19 protein-coding genes and 4 pseudogenes are annotated in these 21,754 nt (G+C 45.9%); 10 read left to right on the top strand and 13 right to left on the bottom strand.

Going from position 1 to position 21,754, the window contains the following annotated elements; translation table 11 throughout:
* The first annotated feature begins 6 nt into the window (after positions 1–6).
* Positions 7–1,248, top strand: a complete 1,242-nt coding sequence (gene clpX / locus A3CS_RS0104590) for an ATP-dependent protease ATP-binding subunit ClpX (protein ID WP_019518278.1) — start codon at positions 7–9, stop codon at positions 1,246–1,248.
* 62 nt (positions 1,249–1,310) lie between these two features.
* On the opposite strand, the gene A3CS_RS0104585 is transcribed toward clpX, so the two are convergent.
* The 5 genes from A3CS_RS0104585 to A3CS_RS0104565 form a co-directional block, all read right to left on the bottom strand.
* Complete coding sequence (locus A3CS_RS0104585) at positions 1,311–1,634, bottom strand: helix-turn-helix domain-containing protein (protein ID WP_005547493.1); 324 nt, start codon at positions 1,632–1,634, stop codon at positions 1,311–1,313.
* Positions 1,627–1,977, bottom strand: a complete 351-nt coding sequence (locus tag A3CS_RS0104580; protein ID WP_005585570.1) for a type II toxin-antitoxin system RelE/ParE family toxin — start codon at positions 1,975–1,977, stop codon at positions 1,627–1,629. Before A3CS_RS0104580 ends, A3CS_RS0104585 begins: the two co-directional genes overlap by 8 nt.
* Positions 1,978–2,093: 116 nt before the next feature.
* Entirely contained in the window at positions 2,094–2,939 is an 846-nt protein-coding gene (locus A3CS_RS0104575) for a DUF817 domain-containing protein (RefSeq protein WP_005547497.1), read from the bottom strand.
* A gap of 72 nt (positions 2,940–3,011) precedes the next feature.
* A complete protein-coding gene (locus tag A3CS_RS0104570) occupies positions 3,012–5,171 on the bottom strand; it encodes a heavy metal translocating P-type ATPase (RefSeq protein ID WP_019518277.1) in 2,160 nt (719 codons plus the stop codon).
* Positions 5,172–5,257: 86 nt separating this feature from the next.
* Positions 5,258–5,470 (bottom strand): heavy-metal-associated domain-containing protein, encoded by a 213-nt coding sequence (locus tag A3CS_RS0104565; RefSeq protein ID WP_005547502.1) that lies wholly within the window; start codon positions 5,468–5,470, stop codon positions 5,258–5,260.
* 94 nt (positions 5,471–5,564) lie between these two features.
* Between A3CS_RS0104565 and cueR the strand changes: the two genes are divergently transcribed.
* From cueR to A3CS_RS0104550, 3 genes and pseudogenes are all read left to right on the top strand, one after another.
* On the top strand, positions 5,565–5,951 hold the full coding sequence (cueR, locus tag A3CS_RS0104560; RefSeq protein ID WP_005547504.1) for a Cu(I)-responsive transcriptional regulator: 387 nt from the start codon (positions 5,565–5,567) through the stop codon (positions 5,949–5,951).
* A gap of 157 nt (positions 5,952–6,108) precedes the next feature.
* Positions 6,109–7,235: pseudogene (locus tag A3CS_RS0104555) on the top strand (N-6 DNA methylase); the annotation flags it as partial.
* A gap of 43 nt (positions 7,236–7,278) precedes the next feature.
* Positions 7,279–7,539: pseudogene (locus A3CS_RS0104550) on the top strand (type I restriction enzyme endonuclease domain-containing protein); the annotation flags it as partial.
* A 327-nt stretch (positions 7,540–7,866) separates the two neighbouring features.
* Here the strand turns inward: A3CS_RS0104550 and tsaA are convergent.
* On the bottom strand, positions 7,867–8,703 hold the full coding sequence (tsaA, locus tag A3CS_RS0104540; RefSeq protein ID WP_005572332.1) for a tRNA (N6-threonylcarbamoyladenosine(37)-N6)-methyltransferase TrmO: 837 nt from the start codon (positions 8,701–8,703) through the stop codon (positions 7,867–7,869).
* A 127-nt stretch (positions 8,704–8,830) separates the two neighbouring features.
* On the opposite strand from tsaA, the gene A3CS_RS0104535 reads away from it, so the two are divergent.
* From A3CS_RS0104535 to A3CS_RS01000000110880, 3 genes and pseudogenes are all read left to right on the top strand, one after another.
* Complete coding sequence (locus A3CS_RS0104535; protein WP_005592516.1) at positions 8,831–9,736, top strand: 1,4-dihydroxy-2-naphthoate polyprenyltransferase; 906 nt, start codon at positions 8,831–8,833, stop codon at positions 9,734–9,736.
* A gap of 50 nt (positions 9,737–9,786) precedes the next feature.
* Positions 9,787–10,287: a ribonuclease E activity regulator RraA gene (gene rraA, locus A3CS_RS0104530; RefSeq protein ID WP_005540485.1), complete on the top strand. Its 501-nt coding sequence runs from the start codon at positions 9,787–9,789 to the stop codon at positions 10,285–10,287.
* 189 nt (positions 10,288–10,476) lie between these two features.
* Positions 10,477–11,409, top strand: a pseudogene (locus A3CS_RS01000000110880) (DASS family sodium-coupled anion symporter); the annotation flags it as partial.
* Positions 11,410–11,415: 6 nt separating this feature from the next.
* Here the strand turns inward: A3CS_RS01000000110880 and yjgA are convergent.
* On the bottom strand, positions 11,416–11,949 hold the full coding sequence (gene yjgA, locus A3CS_RS0104520; protein WP_019518276.1) for a ribosome biogenesis factor YjgA: 534 nt from the start codon (positions 11,947–11,949) through the stop codon (positions 11,416–11,418).
* A gap of 120 nt (positions 11,950–12,069) precedes the next feature.
* Between yjgA and pmbA the strand changes: the two genes are divergently transcribed.
* The gene (gene pmbA, locus A3CS_RS0104515; RefSeq protein WP_005547518.1) at positions 12,070–13,431 is read left to right on the top strand and encodes a metalloprotease PmbA; all 1,362 of its coding nucleotides are present in this window, start codon (positions 12,070–12,072) and stop codon (positions 13,429–13,431) included.
* Between the two features lie 238 nt (positions 13,432–13,669).
* On the top strand, positions 13,670–14,209 hold the full coding sequence (gene hpt / locus A3CS_RS0104510; protein WP_005547520.1) for a hypoxanthine phosphoribosyltransferase: 540 nt from the start codon (positions 13,670–13,672) through the stop codon (positions 14,207–14,209).
* A gap of 69 nt (positions 14,210–14,278) precedes the next feature.
* Here hpt and A3CS_RS0104505 read toward each other — a convergent pair whose 3' ends face one another.
* The 4 genes and pseudogenes from A3CS_RS0104505 to A3CS_RS1000000111445 form a co-directional block, all read right to left on the bottom strand.
* Positions 14,279–15,418 (bottom strand): glycerate kinase, encoded by a 1,140-nt coding sequence (locus tag A3CS_RS0104505; RefSeq protein WP_005547522.1) that lies wholly within the window; start codon positions 15,416–15,418, stop codon positions 14,279–14,281.
* Positions 15,415–16,689 carry a GntP family permease gene (locus tag A3CS_RS0104500; RefSeq protein WP_005547524.1) on the bottom strand — a complete coding sequence of 425 codons (1,275 nt, stop codon included), beginning with the start codon at positions 16,687–16,689 and terminating at the stop codon, positions 15,415–15,417. Before A3CS_RS0104500 ends, A3CS_RS0104505 begins: the two co-directional genes overlap by 4 nt.
* A 131-nt stretch (positions 16,690–16,820) precedes the next feature.
* Positions 16,821–17,924 carry a sugar diacid recognition domain-containing protein gene (locus A3CS_RS0104495; protein ID WP_005547526.1) on the bottom strand — a complete coding sequence of 368 codons (1,104 nt, stop codon included), beginning with the start codon at positions 17,922–17,924 and terminating at the stop codon, positions 16,821–16,823.
* Positions 17,925–18,015: 91 nt separating this feature from the next.
* Positions 18,016–18,225 (bottom strand): annotated as a pseudogene (locus A3CS_RS1000000111445) (IS3 family transposase); the annotation flags it as partial.
* Between A3CS_RS1000000111445 and A3CS_RS01000000110875 the strand changes: the two are divergent.
* Positions 18,145–18,840 (top strand): UDP binding domain-containing protein, encoded by a 696-nt coding sequence (locus A3CS_RS01000000110875; protein ID WP_005588406.1) that lies wholly within the window; start codon positions 18,145–18,147, stop codon positions 18,838–18,840. The pseudogene A3CS_RS1000000111445 and the gene A3CS_RS01000000110875 overlap by 81 nt on opposite strands.
* 83 nt (positions 18,841–18,923) lie before the next feature.
* Here A3CS_RS01000000110875 and A3CS_RS0104485 read toward each other — a convergent pair whose 3' ends face one another.
* Both A3CS_RS0104485 and nlpI read right to left on the bottom strand, forming a co-directional pair.
* A complete protein-coding gene (locus A3CS_RS0104485) occupies positions 18,924–20,726 on the bottom strand; it encodes a DEAD/DEAH box helicase (protein ID WP_026161177.1) in 1,803 nt (600 codons plus the stop codon).
* A 111-nt stretch (positions 20,727–20,837) separates the two neighbouring features.
* Complete coding sequence (gene nlpI / locus A3CS_RS0104480) at positions 20,838–21,740, bottom strand: lipoprotein NlpI (protein WP_019518275.1); 903 nt, start codon at positions 21,738–21,740, stop codon at positions 20,838–20,840.
* Between the last annotated feature and the right edge of the window lie 14 nt (positions 21,741–21,754).

Below are 21,754 nucleotides of genomic sequence, written 5' to 3'. Positions count from 1 at the left end.
ACAAAAATGGCAAAAGATCAAGAATTACACTGTTCTTTCTGCGGCAAAGAACAAGACGAAGTGAATAAACTTATCGCCGGCACTTCCGGTTACATTTGTAACGAATGTATCGAACTGTGCCACGATATGCTGCTCAACGAAGAACATGGCGAAGAAGCGGAAGCTGAAAGCGCAAAAGAGCAACAGGAATTACCGACGCCCCACCAAATCCGAGCCCATTTGGACGATTATGTCATCGGTCAGGATTATGCCCAAAAAGTGCTGGCGGTGGCGGTGTATAACCACTACAAACGCCTACGCACCAAACATCAGACGAACGATGTGGAACTCGGTAAAAGCAACATTTTGCTTATCGGCCCGACCGGTAGCGGCAAAACCTTATTGGCAGAAACCATGGCGCGTATGTTGAACGTGCCTTTCGCCATGGCGGACGCCACTACCTTAACGGAAGCCGGTTATGTAGGTGAAGACGTGGAAAACGTGTTGCAGAAATTGCTACAAAACTGCGATTACGACATTGAACGCGCGGAACAAGGCATTATCTACATCGACGAAATCGACAAAATCACCCGCAAATCGGAAAATCCGTCCATTACCCGTGATGTCTCCGGCGAAGGCGTACAACAAGCCTTATTAAAACTCATCGAAGGCACCATCGCCTCCATTCCGCCACAAGGCGGACGCAAACACCCGCAACAGGAAATGTTACGCATCGACACCTCCAAAATCCTATTCATTTGCGGCGGTGCGTTTGCGGGCTTGGATAAAGTCATCGAAAAACGCACCAGCGTCGCCACCGCCATCGGTTTCGGCGCCGAAATCAAGAGCGAAAAAGACAAAGCGACACTGACCGACTTATTCAAACAGGTGGAACCGGACGATTTAATGAAATACGGCTTAATCCCGGAATTTATCGGACGTTTGCCGGTGGTGGCGCCATTAAGCGAATTGGACGAAGAAGCCTTGGTACGTATTCTCACCGAACCGAAAAATGCCCTGTGCAAGCAATATCAGGCATTGTTCGGTTTAGAAGAGGTGGCATTGGAATTCACCAACGAAGCCCTAACCGCAATGGCGAAAAAAGCCCTTGCCCGCAAAACCGGCGCCCGCGGCTTACGTTCCATCATCGAAGGCGTCTTGCTTGACACCATGTACGACTTGCCATCCTTGGAAGGCTTGAAAAAAGTCGTGGTCAACGAAAACGTCATCAACGACAACCAATCCCCGGAATTGATTTATTCCAACTAATAAAAAAGTGCGGTTAAAAAACACAATGGATTTTAACCGCACTTTTTCTTACGTAAAACGCTTTATACCAGCTGTAGCTGCACCATTCGTCCTGTTTTAGCAACAAAAGACACCAAGGTATCCAACGTAAATTTCTCTAATTTTTTGTTCACCATATCGGAAACTCGCGGACGACTCACTCCCAAAATGGCAGCTGCTTCCGCTTGTTTAAGGTTATTATCGGCAATCCAATCACTCATCACATTAAGTAAAAGAAGTTTGTTCTCAATTAATTGCTGACTTGCCGATTTTAATCTCTCCGCTTCCTGTTGAGAAAAACCTAAATCAGCAAACACATTACCATCGCCTTTTGTTGTGTGGCGAATTTTTGTATCAATATTATTCATCGTCTAACTCCTTTAACGCAGCATAACGCGCTTTAATTACGGCAAGATCTTGTGAAGATGTTTTTTGTGTTTTCTTTTGAAAGGCATGCAAACAATAAATCGCTTTCTTTAATTTGGCAATGTAAACCAAACGATATGCCCCTGAAATATCCCTCACTCGAATTTCCATTACACCGGAACCCAGGTTCTGCATTGCCTTAAAATCCCGAGGCGATAACCCCTGTTGTACGAGGTCAAGATCGAAACCTAATTCCCGTTTTATATTATCCGGAAACGCCTTAACATCCTCTAAGCTAGAGCCAATCCAATGAATTGGTTTCCGTTCTATTTGTTGCCTACTCATAATGTATAAAATTTTATACCAAAATAAATCATAATGCCAATGTTCACTCGGCGCGTCGTTTAATATGTCAAAGTGCGGTTAAAATTCATTGTGTTTTTTGACCGCACTTTTTCCACCTAATCCCTCGACACCCGAATCGTTTGTTTAATGTGTTTGAGGTTCGCCACGATGGTGAATGTCATTACCACCAACAACGCCCAGGCACTCCACTTGCTGGCATGCACTAACGACCACGCGCCGATTTGATTGGGGTAACGCCAAATGCCGATAAGCGTGCCGATATTTTCCGCCAGCCAAATGAAGAAACCAATCAACATGAAGGATAGCAATAACGGCATGCGACGCGGTTTGTCGTAAGGCGTGAAATAGACCGTGGTGCGGGCGTAAAGCCCAAGTGCGAAAGCCGCCAGATACCAGCGGTAATCGCCGATATAATGATGGGTGAAAAAATTCAGGTAAATCAGAATGGCGGTGAGCGTAGATAAAAAATACGGCGGGTGGCTTTGAATTTTCAACCCGAATAAACGCCACGCCTGAATAATATAACTGCCCACCGCGGCATACATAAACCCGGTGAATAAAGGCACGCCGAAGATTTTGCTGTAAGCGAAATCGGGATACGCCCAGGATTGAATGGAAGAGGAGGTTTTAAACAATTCCAACGCAAAACCCACCAAGTGAAACAGGGTGATGGATTTGATTTCATCGCGTGTTTCCAGTTTGAATCGAAACATCAAATATTGCACGACTAAAGCAAAAATCAGCAATAAATCATAGCGTGGAATGCCGGCGATGCCGTTTTTCGGCATAATAAACATGGCGATAAAAAACACGCCGGCAAACAGGCAGGCTCTGGCTTCTTTTAAACCGAAAAACCAGAATTCGACAAAAAATCGTTTGATTCCTTTCAACTGAGGATCGGGCTGATGATTCATGAGCCATAAATCGATTTTATTCAACATGTTATTCTTCTTATTAAGATATAAAATGTCGCTTATTATGCCCGAAGATCCTCAAGTTGAATATTGGCTAAGCTATTCAATTTTCACTTTTTTCAAACGTAACGCATTGCTTAACACGGAAATGGAACTTAGCGCCATCGCCGCCCCCGCAATTACCGGGCTAAGTAACCCGAACGCCGCCAGCGGAATCCCCAACACATTATAAATAAAGGCGAAAAAGAGATTTTGCTTAATGTTTTTCAGGGTCGCGCGAGAAATCAGCAAGGCATCCACTAATTGATTCACCGAATGTTGCATTAAGGTTGCCGAAGCGCTGTGTTGCGCCACATCGGCACCGTCACGCATAGCAAAACTGACATTCGCCGCCGTCAATGCCGGTGCGTCGTTCACGCCATCGCCTGCCATGGCGACCACTTTGCCCTGCTCTTGCAGCGCTTTAACCGCGCCCGCTTTATCTCTTGGCGACATATTGCCCTGCGCGTTTTTAATGCCCAGTTGATCGGCGATGTATTGCACCACATTGGGATTATCGCCACTCATGATATACACCTCAATATCGTGCGCCTGCAAACGGTTAATCGCTTTTTGACTGTCCGGTTTTAAGGCGTCCGCCAAAGCAAAGGCGGCGATAGGCTCGTCATTCAGCGTAACCGCCACAATACTGGCAATATTCCATACAGGATCAAGCCCCTCCGGCAGCGTTAAACCACAATATGAAGGCTTACCCACTTTCACCGTGCCGACATTTTCCACTTCACCTTGAATGCCCTGTCCGACGTCTGTTTGAATATGTTGCACGGCAGGCAAAACGACATTTTTCGCCATCGCTGCCTGCACAATCGCTTTCGCTAACGGGTGCGTGGCGTTTTGTTCAATGGCTGCTACCAACGCATAAATTTCATCTTCGGAATTGACCGCACTTTTTGCCTGCCAAAACGCCACCACTTGTGGTTTGCCTTCCGTTAGCGTGCCGGTTTTGTCCAACACCACAGCATTCACATGGGCGGATTCCTCCATCGCGGCGGCATCTTTAAACCAAATACCCTGTTTCACCGCTTTGCCCATGCCGACCATAATCGCCGCCGGCGTTGCCAAACCCAACGCGCAAGGACAGGCAATCACCAACACGGCAACGCCGTGAATTAACGCCATGACCACATCTTGCCGAATCCACCATGTGAGCAAAAAAGTCACTAACGCAATGCCAATCACCGTCGGCACGAACACCACCGCCACTTTATCGGCAAAACGGGCGATAGGCGCTTTACTGCCCTGCGCTTCCGACAAAGCGTTCATCATGTCGCCCAGCAGGGTTTGGCTACCCAGTTGTTGCGTGCGATAAACCAGACTACCATCCGCCACCATCGCGCCCGCCAACACTTTGCTGCCCAGATTCTTCATTTCAGGAACGGATTCACCGGTTAAATGGCTTTCATCACACCAGCCCGAACCGTCTTCTACCAAACCGTCCGCCGCAATGCGCTCGCCCTGATTGGCGCGTAACAGCTCGCCCACTTGGATCTGATTCAACGGCACGGTTTGCCATTGCCCGTTACGTTGCACGCTTACTTGTTTCGGTGTCAGTTGCAACAACAAACCGAGGCTATTCAAGCTGTGCTTTTTAGTACGGTCTTCCAGGAATTTTCCTAAACTCACAAAGCCCAACACCATCACGGCAGCTTCAAAATAAATATTTGCCGAGCCGTGTTCATGCCCTATATGCGGCGCATAAAACAGCATAAATACCGAATAAAAATAGATGGTGAGCGTGCCGAGGCTGACCAACACGTCCATATTCGCCAAACCGCCTTTAATACTGCCCCAAGCACTGCGATAAAAAGGGATTGCCAAGCCAAATTGCACAATCGTGGCGAGCACCATTTGCCATAGAGGCGGCGACATCCAATCATGGCGCCCGATCATCATGCCCAGCATACCGATTAAAAACGGCACATTAATCAGCCATAATAAAATCAAACGCCAAGAGATTTTATGCTCTTGCGGCAAATCCGCCTGCGCCGGTTTTAACTGCGCGCTGAAACCGGTTTTTTGAACAATTTGGATAAGTTGCTCAACGGAAGTTTGCTTTTCATCGAAAGTCACCTGCGCCTCTTCGCTGGCAAAATTCACGCCTGCCTGCTGCACAAAATCCTTTTTATTCAATACTTTTTCAATACGGCTGGCGCAAGACTGACACGTCATTCCGCCAATTTGAAGAGATACTTTTTGCATAACATCCTCTTTTCTCGCAAAGTGCGGTCGTTTTTAAACATGTTTTTACAACGTATTGATGGCGTGCCTCGCACCCTCAATCAAACTTACGCCACCTGCGCATCGAATCCCGCGTCTTCCACCGCTTCAACCAATGCCGCAGGCTGCACTTTACTTTCATCAAAACTGATCACCGCCTGTGCTTTTTCCAAACTCACCTCCGCTTGTACCACGCCGTCCAGCTCGGTCAACACGCGGGTCACGCTTTTCACACAGCCGCCACAAGTCATTCCGTCGATTTTTAATGTTACGTTTTGCATAATTTGCTCCTTCAAGAATAAGTTAAACCTTGCCGATCTTTGTCGGTAGGAATACTATAAACCTTAACGTCAGGTTAAGGTCAAACAATTTTTTATGAATATCAGTCAAGCAGCCAAACTCACCGGTTTATCCGCCAAACAAATCCGCGATTACGAAAAACTCGGTTTATTAAACCCCGGCGCAAGAACTCTCGCCGGTTATCGGCATTATGAAGAAAGCGATTTAAAACGCCTGCATTTTATCCGCCACTCGCGAGACGTGGGCTTTTCCCTGCAACAAATCGCCCAACTGTTGCAATTACAAGACAACCCGCAACGCAACAGCCGCGAAGTGAAAAAACTCACCGCGCAACACATTGAAACCTTAAACGACCAAATACAGGCGTTACAAAAAATGGTCACCGAACTGCAACGTTGGCACGACAACTGCCAAGGTAACGACTGCCCGGAATGCTCGATTTTGGAGGGCTTGAGTGAGTGAAAAGTGCGGTGATTTTTCATTGCAATTTTAAGTAGAAATATAATTAAAAAATCTCTCACGCTTATCTTTTAAACATGCACAATTCCTATAAAATAGGTATATTTTTTTATTTACTCACTTTACAAAGGACAAATTTTATGCAGAAGCCACCAAGATTATGTTGAAAATTCAGCCACACAACAAGCCTTCCTAAACGACCTCGACGAAAAACTTTGGTCTTCCGCCGACCGTCTCCGCCAGCAACTCGACGCCGCCAACTACAAACACATTGTGCTTGGCTTAATCTTCTTAAAATACATCTCCGACAGCTTCACCGCACAGCAAGACAAAATCCGTGTCGAGCTTTCTAATCCTGAAAATCCCCTTTATCTTGACCGCACTTTTTACAACTCCGATGAAGAATATCAAGAAGCCTTAGATTTTGAACTGGAAAACCGCGACTACTACACCGCCGACAACGTGTTTTGGGTTCCCGCCTCCGCCCGTTGGCAAGCCTTGCAGGAAGTCTCTATCTTAAACACAGGGGCGGAATTGCCTTGGGGTGGAAAGTTTGTAGGCGTCGCGCGTTTGATTGATGATGCTTTTGACGCCATCGAAAAAGACAACGAGAAACTCAAAGGCGTATTACAACGCATTAGCGGCTATGCGGTGAATGAAGACACCCTACGCGGGCTGATTATGCTGTTCTCCGACACCAACTTCACCGCCCCAAGCTACAACGGCGAACCTGTGCATTTAGGGGCAAAAGACATTCTCGGACACGTTTACGAATACTTCCTGGGCAGATTCGCCCAAGCCGAGGGCAAACGCAGCGGGCAATATTTCACGCCAAAATCCATCGTTTCCCTGATTGTAGAAATGCTCGAACCCTACAAAGGGCGCGTGTATGACCCCGCAATAGGCAGTGGCGGCTTTTTCGTGCAAACGGAACGTTTTATCACTGCTCACCAAGGCAATATCAACCAAGCCTCCATTTACGGGCAGGAATTTAACCCCACAACGTGGAAACTCGCTGCGATGAATATGGCAATCCGCGGCATTGATTACGACTTTGGCAAACACAACGCCGACAGCTTCGCCCAGCCGCAACATCTGGATAAAAAGATGGATTTCATTATGGCGAACCCACCGTTTAACATCAGCGACTGGTGGAGCGAAAGCCTTGCCGACGACCCACGCTGGGCATACGGCACACCGCCCAAAGGCAACGCCAACTTCGCGTGGTTGCAACATATGATTTTACGCCAAAACTGCACAAGGGCAAATTCCAAGCAGGCTATGCTCGCCATTTGCGCGATGCATTGCCGAATGCGTCTTTTATTGGCTTTACGATGCCCTCGCCCAAAACGATAGCGCAAGAGAATTGATGGCAGACGAAACCCTTTCTGCACTCGCCAAAGAAATTACCGATATTCTGCGAAAATCGGTGAGCATTGATTGGCAACATAAAGAAGCCGTGCGGGCAAGAATTCGCTTGCTTGTGCGCCGTGCGCTGCAAAAATACAAATACCCGCCCGATAAAGCGGAGGAAGCGGTGGAATTTGTGTTGAAGCAGGCGGAGGAAATTGCTGAGGAACTGAGTAATTAATCCATTATAGATATAATGTAATAAAAGGGAGAGTCTTCTCCCTTTTATGCAAAGTCTTTCGTTAAATTCTTTCTTTCATTTAGCATTCCTCCCGTTCCCGCTCGCCTATAGAAATAACAAAAACAACTATTCGCTGATGTTGAACTTGATAAATCAAGTGATACCCTAGTTTTTGCAATTTAATCTTGTAACAATTTGGAAACTCACTTAAACGATTTCCAGGACTTTCAGGTGAATAAGAATTTCTGCCAGTTTTTTCTTAAATTGATGACGAACTTTTCATCTAATTTATACCACGCTTTCAAAGCTCTAAGATCAAACTCTAATTCATAGTTCATCTAAGCGCACCTTAATTCCTTTCTGTGGATTAGCTAAGCGATAACGTACCATGTCTAACAATTCCTGTTCTTTGTCCGTAATAACAGCAGATTTCATCGGCAAGCTCAATAAAACAGACAAACTCATCACCTCCGCCACATCCACACACCCCGCCTTGATCCGCCAACGCACATTAAATTCATACAATGAAACGCCGTAAATGCGCTCAGTGGTTTTGCCTTGTTGGTAGGCTGGGCGGGGGTCTTGTTGGATGACTTCGGTGATGAAGCGTTGTAAGTGCGGTCGATTTTTACTGTGTTTTTTGACCGCACTTTCCGCTTCTGGTGTGAATTCCACTTTTAGCGGCGGGGTCGGTTGGCTTTGGGCGAAGCCGGAAATGGCATCAGGTTCGCTGTCGGCGTAAGCCAGATAAGGTTTGATGTCGAGAATCGGCGTGCCGTCCACCAAATCTACGGAACCAAGATGTAATAAGACTTTGCCGTTTTTGCATTCAATTTGTCGCAATGCCACTTTAGATAAACCGATGGGGTTCGGGCGGTGAGTGGCGCGGGAGGCGAATACGCCGACACGTTGGTTGCCGCCTAAACGTGGCGGGCGCACGGTGGGATGCCATTTGCCCTGCGGGATTTGATCGAACTGAAAAATCAGCCAGAGATGGCTGAATTGTTCCAAACCGCGCACAGATTCCGCCTGATTGAAAGGCGGCAATAACTCAATGATCCCCGTGCCGTCCTGCACCAAATTCGGTTGGCGCGGCACGGAAAATTTTCCTTTGTAAGGCGTGTGAATGATAGCAACGGGCTGCAATGTAAGAGAATCGGACATATTTTCCTTAAAACAGTTAAAATCTGCAAAATAACCTTGTAGAATAGCGCACTATTTTAGCGAAAAGTGCGGTGAAAAAAAGTAACGTTTTTTAACATTGCGATGTCCTGTTGTGAATGTGGAAATTATGACAAAAAATACAATAAAAATGTGGATTGAAACGGCACGTCCGAAAACCTTGCCATTAGCCTTAGCAACCATTTTAACGGGTTCGGCGCTGGCTTATTGGGCGGGCAGTTTTCATTGGGGCGTGACCGTTTTATGTTTGCTAACCACTTTATTTCTGCAAATTCTCTCCAACTTCGCTAATGATTACGGCGATCACCAAAAAGGTTCCGACACCGCCGAGCGTATCGGTCCGTTGCGCGGCATTCAGCAGGGCGCAATTTCCGCCGCTCAGTTGAAAAACGGGCTATATTTAATGATTGCCTTGAGTTTTGTTTGCGGCGCCATATTAATCGGCACGGCATATCAAAATCTGAGCGACTTAATCGCCTTTTCCGTTCTCGGCGTGCTCGCCATTATTGCCGCCATCACTTACACCGTAGGCAGTAAACCTTACGGCTATTTGGGCTTAGGCGATATTTCCGTGCTGATTTTCTTCGGTTTATTGGGCGTGGGTGGCACTTATTATTTACAGGTTCATACGTTTTCTGCGGAAATTCTGTTGCCTGCCGTCGCCAGTGGTTTATTAGCGACCGCTGTATTAAACATCAACAACTTACGTGACATTGAACAGGATCGCAAAGCAGGCAAGAATACCCTGGTGGTACGCTTGGGCGCACACAACGGGCGCATTTATCATTGCATTCTGCTTGCTGTCGCCGCACTGTTTTACTTCTTATTCACCGCTATGAATTTACGCCATCCGTTGAGTTTTGTGTTTTTGCTGACTTACCCGTTATTATTGAAACACGCCTTCTTCGTTCTCTCTCACAAAGAACCGACGGCGCTGCGTCCGATGTTGGAGCAAATGTCGTTATTGGCGTTGCTAATTAACGGGCTATTTAGTTTTGGCTTGCTTCCGGGCTGATAATCGGACTATACTAGCCCGCAGTATTCATCTTAAAAATAGGATCTTTTATGTACATTGATACTTCTGAACTTTGCGATATTTATCTTGACCAGGTCGATGTTGTCGAGCCCATTTTCTCCAGTTTTGGCGGACTCAGTTCCTTCCACGGTAAAGTCACCACTGTGAAATGTTTTGAAAATAACGGACTGATTGCTGAAATTTTAGAAGAAAACGGCGAAGGTCGGGTGTTATTGGTGGATGGCGGCGGTGCGGTGCGCCGTGCGTTAATTGATGCGGAACTCGCCCAATTAGCGGCAGACAACCAGTGGGAAGGCATTATCGTTTACGGTGCGGTACGTCAAATTCAACAGTTGGAAAATATCGACATCGGTATTCATGCGTTGGCTCCGATTCCGGTTGGCGCGGACAATTCTAGTCATGGCGAAACCGACATTCCGGTGAATTTCGGCGGCGTCACCTTCTTCCCGGAAGATTTCGTTTATGCTGATTTAACCGGCATTATCCTGTCGCAGGAAGCCTTGGATTTGGAAGATTTCGAGCAGGATTAAATATAAAATTTAGCTTTCCATTGAAAAGTGCGGTGAAAATTTTTGGTATTTTCACCGCACTTTTTTTTGCGCAAGGTCACAATTCTATAAAAAATGCGTTGCTTTTTATTAACAAAGTGCTAACTTTCCGCCATATTATTTGTTGCGAGCAATATGTTGATCTTCGATTCTCTTTACAGGATTAAAATTATGAGCGAAACAACTCAAAATCAAAGTAAGATCAATAGGAGTGTAATTATCTTTATCCTTGCCGTTATTCTATTTTTTATCTTACTCAACACACTGCCATTCGACAGAAACGCCAATAGTGGGTTGGCATTATTGGCTTTAGTTGCCATTTTGTGGTTAACGGAAGCCCTACACGTTACTATCACGGCGTTGATTGTTCCTTTGATGGCGATTTTTTTGGGGCTCGTAAAAACAAGTACCGCCCTTGCCACCTTCGCCGATCCGAATATTTTCTTATTTTTCGGCGGATTTGCCTTAGCCACTGCATTACATATTCAGCAATTGGATAAAATGATTGCAAATAAAATCATGACATTGGCAAAAGGAAATTTATTTGTTGCCGTCATCTATTTGTTCTCCGTGACCGCATTTTTATCCATGTGGGTAAGTAACACCGCCACCGCCGCCATGATGTTGCCGCTGGCGATGGGCGTATTAAGTCGTCTTGATCGCAAAGAGCAACATAATACTTATCTGTTCGTGTTGTTAGGAATCGCCTATAGCGCCAGTGTCGGCGGTATGGGAACCTTAGTAGGCAGCCCACCGAATAACATCGTGGCAACCCAATTGCACCTCACCTTCGCCGATTGGTTATGGTATGGCTTGCCGATTATGACTATCTTAATGCCAATTATGATCGGGACGCTTTATATTGTGTTCAAACCGAAACTTCACGTTCACTTTGAACAACAATTTGAAAAAGTAGAAATGACCAAACAACGCTGGATTACCCTCGGCATTTTTGTGTTTATTGCCTTAAGCTGGGTTTTCAGTAGTCAAATCAACCCGATTCTTTCTGCAACATTAGGTTTAGAAGGTAAAATTACCAGCTTCGATAGTGTCATCGCCTTATCGGCGGTAGTGATTATCTGCGTTAAGGGGCTTTTCATTTGGATGACATTAATCTTCCAACACAATCTCTTTTAAATACTGAAAAATTTCACGATAGGCTTTTGCCGGTTTATTTTGTTCGTTTTCCCTATTAGCGGCGCGAATCAAAGTGCGTAAATGTTGCCGATCGGCATGGGGATAATCCGCTAAAAAATCCGTTAATGCGCTATCGCCTTTTGCCACAAGCTCGTCACGCAGCAATTCCAGTTTGTGTAACATGGCTTGTTGTTGCAAATGTTTGTTTTCCAGTTTGGCCAAGGCGCCCTGAATCGGTTCCACGTCCATACTACGCAATAATTTACCGATATATTGTAACTGGCGGCGACGCGCTTCTTTTTGCAGGCGCTGCGCCAAATTTACTGCTTCCAGCAAGGATTCTTCCAATGGAATTTTATCTAATTTGACTTTGGTCAGTTCAACCAATTTTTCACCCAATTTTTTTAATGCTTCCGCGTCCCGTTTGATTTCGCTCTTGCTGACCCAAATGATTTCTTCCTGTTCTTCATTCTGCCGGTCAAAATCTTCTTTTTTATGCTTTGCCATGTTTTTTCCGATCATTCTACTTACTTAAAAGTGCGGAGCATTTTAGCACAGAATCTGTGGTTCGCCTTAAAAAGAAAAATAAGCTAAAATTATCGAAATTTCACAATCGGGAAAACCACAATGCAACAAAAAACACTTGAAAAATCCACCGCACTTTTACGCCAACAGGAACAACAATTACGCGACGCCGTAAGCCTTGCCATTGAAATCGCGCAAAAAGCAGGCGCCACCGCCGAAGTGGGCGTCACCAAATCCGGCGGGCTGTCTGTCTCTACCCGCCTCCGGGAAATTGAAAATGTTGAATTTAACAATGACGGCGCGTTAGGCATTTCCGTTTATCTGGGACAACAAAAAGGCAATGCCTCCACCTCCGATTTAACGCCGGATGCTATCAAAAGCACCGTCGAAGCCGCCCTAGCCATCGCCAAATATACTTCACCGGACGATTGTGCCGGCTTGGCAGATAAAGATCTGATGGCATTTGATGCGCCGGATTTAGCGTTGTATCACGCCGCTGAAATAGAGGTGGATCACGCCATGCAACTCGCGCTGGAAACGGAAAGAGCCGCATTGGAACATGACGCGCGTATCGTCAACAGCGAAGGTGCTTCTTTCAACGCCCATACCGGCGTACGGGTTTATGGCAACAGTTACGGCATGTTGCAAAGCTATTTATCCAGTCGCTATTCCCTTTCCTGCTCGGTGATTGCCGAACATCAGACGCAGTTGGAACGGGATTATGAATACACAGTAGCGCGAGATATGACACAGTTAGCGCAACCGAAATGGGTCGGTGAACATGCCGCGCAAAAAGCCATTGCCCGTTTGCAACCGCAAAAACTCGCGACCCAACAAGCACCGGTCATATTCTTAAATGATGTGGCGACAGGCTTAATTAGCCATTTGACGGCGGCAATCAGTGGCGGCAGTTTATATCGCAAAGCCAGTTTTTTATTGGATCATTTAGACAAACAGGTGTTACCGGATTGGTTTGAGATTGTGGAAAGACCGCACCTGATGGGGCAACTTGCTTCAACACCTTTCGATAGCGAAGGTGTGAAAACGCAGGATATGGACATTATCCGCAACGGCATTTTACAGACTTATTTGCTCACCAGTTACAGCGGTCGCAAACTCGGCATGCAAAGCAACGGGCACGCGGGCGGCATTCATAACTGGTTGGTGAAAGCAAATTCATCGGGAAAACTGACCGCACTTTTACGTCAAATGAATCGCGGTTTGTTGGTTACGGAAGTAATGGGGCAAGGCGTTAATCCGGTTAGTGGCGATTATTCGCGCGGAGCAGCCGGCTTCTGGGTGGAAAACGGCGAGATTCAATACCCGGTGGCAGAAATCACCATTGCCGGTCAATTACCTGAAATGTTGCGCAATATTGTTGCCGTGGGTGATGATATTGAACATCGTTCAAATATTCAGACCGGTTCTATTCTCTTGGAAAATATGAAAATTTCCGGTAATTAAAATATTTTTTGTAAATGATAATAATTCTTATTGACAACAATTAAAACTCTGCTAACATAAGCCACATCTGTTAAGTATTGCAATGAAGATGAACGGTAGTCATTGGAAGTCTGCATAGTACTCCAAACAGGTAGAGTAGAAAGTAAATTCGTTAGGGTATTTGAAAAGACTGAAGTTTAAGCTTCAGTCTTTTTTTTGTTAGAATAGCGACATCCTCATCTGCCAAAGGTAACCTTAAATGAAAAAACACCACGTTGATATTCTGATTTCCGAACAAGAAGCCCGCTCCCGTATCCGGGAACTCGGTAAAGAAATCACCGTCTTCTATCAACACAAAAATATCAGCCGTTTGGTTGTGGTAGGCTTATTGCGCGGTTCCTTTATGTTCATGGCGGATTTGGTGCGCGAACTGCATTTGCCGGTAGAAATTGAATTTATGACGACCTCCAGCTACGGTAGCGGCATGACCACTAATCATGACGTGCGTATCAGCAAAGATTTAGACGGCGACATCAAAGGCAAAGACGTTCTGATTGTGGAAGATATTATAGACACAGGTTACACCTTGGAAAAAGTACGCGAAATTTTGAATTTGCGTGAACCGGCATCCCTGGCGATTTGTACCTTGCTCGACAAACCATCACGCCGTGAAGTGCAGGTGCCGGTGGACTGGGTGGGCTTTACTATTCCCGATGAATTCGTGGTGGGCTACGGTATTGATTATACCCAACAGCATCGTAATCTGGGCTATATTGGCAAAGTGATTTTGGAAGAATAACGAAAAAACGGCTTATCATGTGAAGCCGTAAATTCATCTAAAAAGCACCGCACTTTTCGGCGGAACGCCTCAAATTTTCCCTTGTAACGCAAACAGGCGGGCGATATTTTGTGCAGCGGAAACCAGGTTCTCCCTGCCCTGCTGCAAAATTTCCGATAACGGTGCCAGCTGGCGAATGATCGGGAACACCACATCAATGCCATGCTCGTACACCACTTCATAATCCTCACGCAGACAACCAACAATGGCAATCACCGGTTTATTGAACTGCTTCGCCGTACGCGCCACACCAATAGGCGTTTTACCGAGAATACTCTGTGCGTCCATGCGGCCTTCACCGGTAATCACCAAATCGGCGTCATGCACTTTGTCCGCCAGTTGCAAATTTTCCAACATGATTTGCACACCGGCTTTTAATTCCACATTCGGTAACAGCAATAAGCCGCCGCCCATACCGCCTGCGGCGCCGGCACCCGGCTGATCTTGAATATTTTTGCCACAATCGCGTTGGGCAATCTCGGCGAAATGCGCCAACGCCACATCCAGTTGCGCCACCATTTCCGGGGTGGCGCCTTTTTGCGGTCCGAAAATCGCCGACGCACCCCGTTCACCACACAACGGATTATTCACATCGCACGCCACTTCAATATGCACTTGCGCCAAATGCGGCTCCAAAGCGTTCATATCAATTTGTGCAAGTTGCGCTAACTGTGCGCCGCCATAACCAATTTCCTGTTGTTGAAAATTTAAAAACCGAATGCCCAGCGCTTGCAGCATTCCGACACCGCCATCATTGGTGGCGCTGCCGCCGATGCCTAAAATAATGTGCTGTACGCCAAGAGCCAACGCACGTTTAATCAACTCACCGGTGCCGTAACTGGTGGTATGCAACGGATTACGTTGCTCCGGCGCCACCAAATGCAAGCCCGATGCCGCCGCCATTTCAATAATCGCCGTTTTGCCATCGCCGGAAAGCCCGAAGAAACTTTGTACGGTATTGCCCAACGGTGCCACGACATCGCATTCAACCAGTTTACCGCCGGTGGCATCCACCAAAGACTGAACCGTCCCTTCGCCCCCGTCCGCCATCGGTAATTTGACACATTCCGCATTCGGAAAAATCCGCTTAAACCCTGCTTCAATGGCATTTGCCGCTTCCAATGCGGTTAAACTTTCTTTAAAGGAATCCGGCGCAATAATAATTTTCATAAAACCTCCCAGAACCAATTAAACACGCCGAAAATCAGCGTAGAAACAATCGTCATGATTAAACCCACCGCACTTTCATAAGGGATCAGTTTCAAGCGTTCTTTAATATCCATGTTCACGCTGCCGCCGGTGGCATGGAAGAAAGAACCGTGCGGCATATGGTCGAATACTGTCGCACCGGCATGAATCATGGCTGCCGCTGCTAAACCGCTCACGCCTAATTCTAACAAAATGCCGCTAAACACGTTGGACGCCACCGCCGTCCCCGCCGTGGTCGAAGCCGTCGCCAAAGACATTAATACGCCTGAGATAGGTGCCAGAATATAGGAAGGTAACCCGGAATGTTCTAAACCTTGAATTAACACATCTTTTAACCCTGAATTAGCGATAATCCCGGCAAGTGCGCCCGTACCAAGCAACATAATGGCAACCGGCGCCATTTTGCCCAATCCGCTGATGGCATAATTATTCGCATGGCGAATTTTTCCCATACACAACGCACCGACCAAACCGCCCGCCGGCAACGCAATCAGGGGATCCACTTTGATGCCGAATAACGGACGTAAAGCTAATAATAGAATCGCACACAGCGGCGCAACTATTGCCGTGCCGAAATGCGGTAAATCGTGTTTTTCCACGACAATGACTTCTTGTGAAGTGACTTTGGAGCCTCTACGAATCAAACGTTTGGCTAAGAAATAGGTTAAAATTACACCGAAAACCGCTGGAATAATCCCCGCCATCATGACGGACGTTAACGGCTGGTGGAAGGTGTCGGAAGCTGCGATGGCATTGGGGTTCGGCGACATAATATTCCCCGCTTTACCACCACCGATCATCGCCAGCAAAATCGCCGGTTTGGATAAATCGGTACGACGCGCCAAGGCAAGGGCAATCGGTGATACGGTAATCACCGCCACATCAACGAACACGCCAACAGCTGTTAAAATCATCGTCGCTAAGGCTAATGCCAACAAAGCACGGGCTTCCCCCAACTTATTGGTAATGGTTTCCGCAATCGTGTTGGCGGCACCGGAATCAATCAGCACGCCCGCCAACACACCGGCGGCTAAAATCCGCATGACCGCCGTGGTAATGCCCTGCGCACCGCCGATCATGAGACTCACGGTTTGCACTAAATCGGCACCGCCGACCAAACCGCCGATTAACGCCCCCGCCAGCATACCGTATGCCGGCGATACTTTTTTCAAAATCAGGAGGATCGCCACCGCAAGTGCAATGACCGCTCCCAACGCTGAGACTGTCGTCATATAATTCTCCTCTGTGATGAACCGTGTAAATAACACAAAGGAGATTATTCGCCCTTAATGCAAAAATTGCTTTATATAAAAATACAAAAATCTTTTTAAAAAAATAAATTTTTTAGACGAATATACAAAATCTAAATGAGTACGGTACTTAAATAAAGGCTAAACCGATCCTCTATCTTATTGAAAGACAATGCGGTTATCTGTTCAATCTTCGCCAACCGATAGCGCAACGTGTTAGGGTGAATGAACAATTTTTGTGCAGTGAGAACAAGATCACAATTTGATAAAAAATATTGTTGCAATGTTTTAAAGAGCAACGCGTTCTCTTCCGAAAATAAGGCTTTTAGCGGTTTTAACAATTCTTCCGCCTGCCAGCTATCGGCAATGCCCGCCAACAAAACAGGCAGTCGATATTGTTCGAAAAAGTAAAGGGTTTTGCGCGGATAATGTTTCAAACCATACTGCAAGGTGCTTAAGGCACTGCGATAAGATAAATGCAACTGCTCGCCGGCAGGACATTCCAGCTGTGCACCGATGGCGATTTTGTAATCCTGCTGCGAATAGTCCTTCGGTAATAATTTTTTTAGCTGTTTGCCAAATTGGGCAAAAATATTAAAAGGCTGCAAAATAATAATTTGATCCAAGGATAAAATCGCCACATCTTGTTCAAATTGCGGTTGTTCTAAATAACCCACTAATTGCTGTAATGAATCGGCGTTGGGATGTAATAATTTAATAATAATGACGACGCGCGGAATATCTAATGCAAAAGAAAAAAACGCTGCCTGTTGTTGTATTTCCGCCAGAGATAAATTTCCTTTTACCAGCTGTAAAATAAATTCTTCTTTATAGCGTCGATTCCAGCTTTCTTTCTCCAATAAAATATGTTGTTCAATAATTAATTCCGCCGTCATTTTGACTAATTCTGCATAGGGCTTAACCTGTTCCGGCACGCCGGAAATACCAATTACACCGATATTATTGCCAAGATATTGAATCGGCACGTTGATCCCCGGGTGCGCGTCAAAATTCCATTTTTCCGCAAGGTTTTCATCCACTTCCACCATTCTGTTCTGACGTAAAGCAAGCACCGCACCGGTATGCAACTGGTTCAAACGGGCGGGATTTCCGGAAGCAATAATAATCCCGTGATGATCCATCACATTCACCGAACAACCAATAATATTCATGGCGCGCTTAACAATATTTTGCGCAATAATTTTATCTAATTGCATCTTCTTACCCGTTATTTTTAAACCTGAAATTCACCGAAAAAACTGACCGCACTTTTGATCTGCACCCCAAAAGTTGGACAGATAACTAAACCTAAGTTAAATATTGAGCTCTGTACTGCACAGGGCTCAAATTGTTTAATTTAGGCTTAATGCGCTCCTCGTTATAATAACGAATATAGTCATGTATCGCCCGTTCTAATTCGTCAATGTCCTTAAACTGATGGGAATAAAAACATGCCGACTTCAACGTGCTGAAAAAACTCTCTATCACCGCATTGTCATAGCAATTCCCGCGCCGATTATCTTGACCCATTCAAATGAAGCGGAATGTATCAAATTATTTGCCAATTCCTACCTTGCCTTGCGGGTGACATTCTTCAACGAATTGGATACCTTTGCCGCAACGCACGGGTTCAATACGGCGGAGATTATCGAAGGGGTGTCTCTTGATCCGCGTATCGGCACGCATTACAACAATCCGTCTTTCGGTTACGGCGGTTATTGCCTGCCTAAAGACACCAAGCAATTGCTGGCAAACTATAAAGATATTCCGCAAACCCTGATTAGTGCCATTGTGAAATCCAACTCGGTGCGCAAAGATTTCATTGCCGAGGAAGTGTTGAGAAGAAAGCCATCAGTAGTGGGCGTTCATCGTTTAACCATGAAACACGGTTCCGATAATTTCCGTAGCTCCAGCATTCAATACGTGATCAAACGCATCAAAAAAGCGGGTGTGAAAGTGATTATTTACGAACCGGAATATGCTGAAAAAGACTTTTTTGGCTCGGAAGTGGTGACTGATTTAAACGCGTTCAAGCAACAAGCCGATGTCATTCTCGCCAATCGTATGGCGGATGAAATCCTGGATGTGGCGGATAAAGTCTATACCCGCGATATTAAGGGAACGGATTTATAACAGCCAAAAAAACGGCTTATCCATGGACAAGCCGTAAATTCATCGGGAAAAACCACCGCACTTTTTGGTGCGGTGTTTCTTTTTTATTTTCTGAACTCGCGTTTTTCTTTAAAAGTGCGGTGCGTTTTTTCTTTAAATTTACGCTCGCCTTTAAAGCCGTTGTCTTCAAAACGTCCGCCGCGACGTTTGCCGCCGAAGTTATCGCCGCCTCGTTCGCCTTTGGCTTCGCCGATGAAAGACATACGCATTTGTTTATTCAACACGCGGGTCTTGCCGAACTGCTGTAACAATTCTTTCGGCATACCTTGCGGCAATTCAATGGTGGAATAATCGTCATAAAGTTTGATATGGCCGATATAACGGCTGTTAATATCCCCTTCATTGGCAATGGCGCCGACGATATGACGCACTTCCACGCCATCGCCACGCCCGACTTCGATACGGTATAAATCCATCGGTTGCGGCGTACCATAGCCTTTGCGTTCCCCGCGACGCTCCGCCGAACGCGGATTTTCACGACGATCGCCACGCTCACCACGTTCACGACGGGCTTTTTTCTCTACGACCGGATCCGGTGGGAGAATCAGTTTTTGTTTGCCCTGCAACAACATCATCATTGCCGCCGCAATGTCTTCCTGCGATTGATCTGCCGTGAACATGTCTTCCAGCAATTGACGGTAAAGCTCTAAATCATGATGTTCCAACTGAGTGGTAATTTTGTCTTTGAATTTTTTACGACGACAGGCTTGCAGCACTTCATGATTTGGCAGTTCCACTTCTTCAATGTTTTTCTTGATAAGGTGCTCAACATTGCGCAACAAACGGCGTTCACGTGGTTCAACGAACAATAACGCCCGACCGGAGCGTCCTGCACGGCCGGTACGTCCGATACGGTGAACATAGGATTCGGCATCCAGCGGAATATCGTAGTTAACCACAAGACTGATACGTTCAATATCAATACCGCGCGCCGCCACATCAGTAGCAACAACAATATCTAAACTACCACTACGCAAACGGTCAAGGGTTTGTTCACGCAATTGTTGAGTCATGTCGCCGTTTAATGCGGCGGCACGGAAACCGTGTTTTTCCAGTAATTCCGTCACGTCCAAAGTGCCGGTTTTGGTACGGGTGAAAATAATCGCTGCATCAAAATCCTCCACTTCAAGGAAACGCAATAAGGCATCGTTTTTACGGAAGCCATGCACATACCAACAACTTTGCGCAATATCCGGCGCACTTTGCTGAGTCGCTTTGATTTTGATTTCCTGCGGATCTTTCATGAAGCGCTTGGTAATGCGACGAATCGGTTCCGGCATGGTGGCGGAGAATAAGGCGGTTTGGTGGTGTTCAGGCAGTTCCGCCATCACGGTTTCCACATCTTCAATAAAGCCCATACGCAACATTTCGTCCGCTTCATCCAATACAATGGCTTTGAGTTCCGCCAGATTTAATGTGCCGCGACGAATATGATCCAGAATACGTCCCGGTGTTCCCACCACCACTTGTGCGCCTTGTTTGAGCGCGCGTAATTGAATGTCATAACGTTGACCGCCATATAAGGTCACGATATTGATGCCTTTGGCATATTTCATAAATTGTTCGCAGGCGTCAGCAACCTGAATTGCCAGCTCACGGGTCGGTGCCATCACCAATAATTGCGGATGTTTTTCATTAGGATCAATTTTCGCCAAAATCGGTAACGCAAATGCCGCTGTTTTGCCGCTACCGGTTTGCGCCATACCCAGTACGTCACGCCCTTCTAATAAGTGCGGTATGCAAATTTGTTGAATCGGAGAAGGAGTTTGAAAACCCAGATCGGAAACAGCATTAAGGATGAATTCAGGCAAGCCTAAATCCATGAAAGTCATTTTAGTTTCAGTCATTAAAAATACTCGAATTATATAAAGGAAAGCTCAATAAAGTGCTTTCAGGTTAATCACAATGTGCGCCGTTTTACGTCTTACCACATGTTATCGGTTAAGCCATGCTCACCATTATTCCGTTTGAACCTGTTGTCCTAATTTCAGTAGCTCAAACACCGCAAAACGATACTCCACAAAGTTATACACCTGATTTGCAATAGCCAGTTTTAATAAGGTCTCCGCCTCATCAACCTGCCCCATATTGAGTTTTTGTTTTGCCAGATAAAAGTAGGTTTCAGTAAGAATTTCCGCATATTGCGTCGAAGTTTGCTTGGAAAACTGCTCCGCTTTAGCCTGTAATTCCCGTACTGAAAGTTTGCCCAAATAGTATTGGACAATGTAGGTACCCCAATAATCATGAGAAAGCCCAATTGCACGTTGAGCCAGATTTTTTTGTGCTTCGTCGGGCTTGAATCTTAATTCATTCAAATACAGCCATAAAACACGGTAGGGATCGGATTTATTGCGTTGATAGAAACTCAGAAAATCCTGCTGGGCAAGGTTATAACGCCCCACATAATAGAAATCCAAAGCACGATTTAACATCGTATATTCATAGTCGGGATCTAAGCTAAGCACAGCATTAAATGCTTCCAAAGCCCCATCGTAATCTTCATCAAGTAATAAATAAAGTCCCAAATAGTTATACACCGCGGTCATTTTCGGTTGCAGTGCAAGAGCCTGAGTAAAATCATAACGTGCTAAAGCCCAAAGCCCCAAACTATCGTAAAGCACACCCCGTTCAAAATGCAGGGCGGCACGTTCTTCATTACTCATTTTTCCAACCAGCAAAACTTGGCTAATCCGAACAATCATCACTTCCTGTTCAAAATGTTGAGCAGGATTTTGATCGGCCAATACCACAGAATTTTTAGACACAAAGCTTTGATTGATTCCGACACAACCGGACAGCAGCAAAGTGAAAAATAAACCAGGTAGAAATACCGTGAAATTAAACAACCGACGTTGTGTCATTTCTTGCCAGCCTT

Source organism: Aggregatibacter actinomycetemcomitans DSM 8324, from assembly GCF_000372365.1.
Classification (GTDB): Bacteria; Pseudomonadota; Gammaproteobacteria; order Enterobacterales; family Pasteurellaceae; genus Aggregatibacter; species Aggregatibacter actinomycetemcomitans.
The sequence above is the reverse complement of the archived record's forward strand: the minus strand, read 5'-3'. Positions and strand labels throughout refer to the sequence as shown.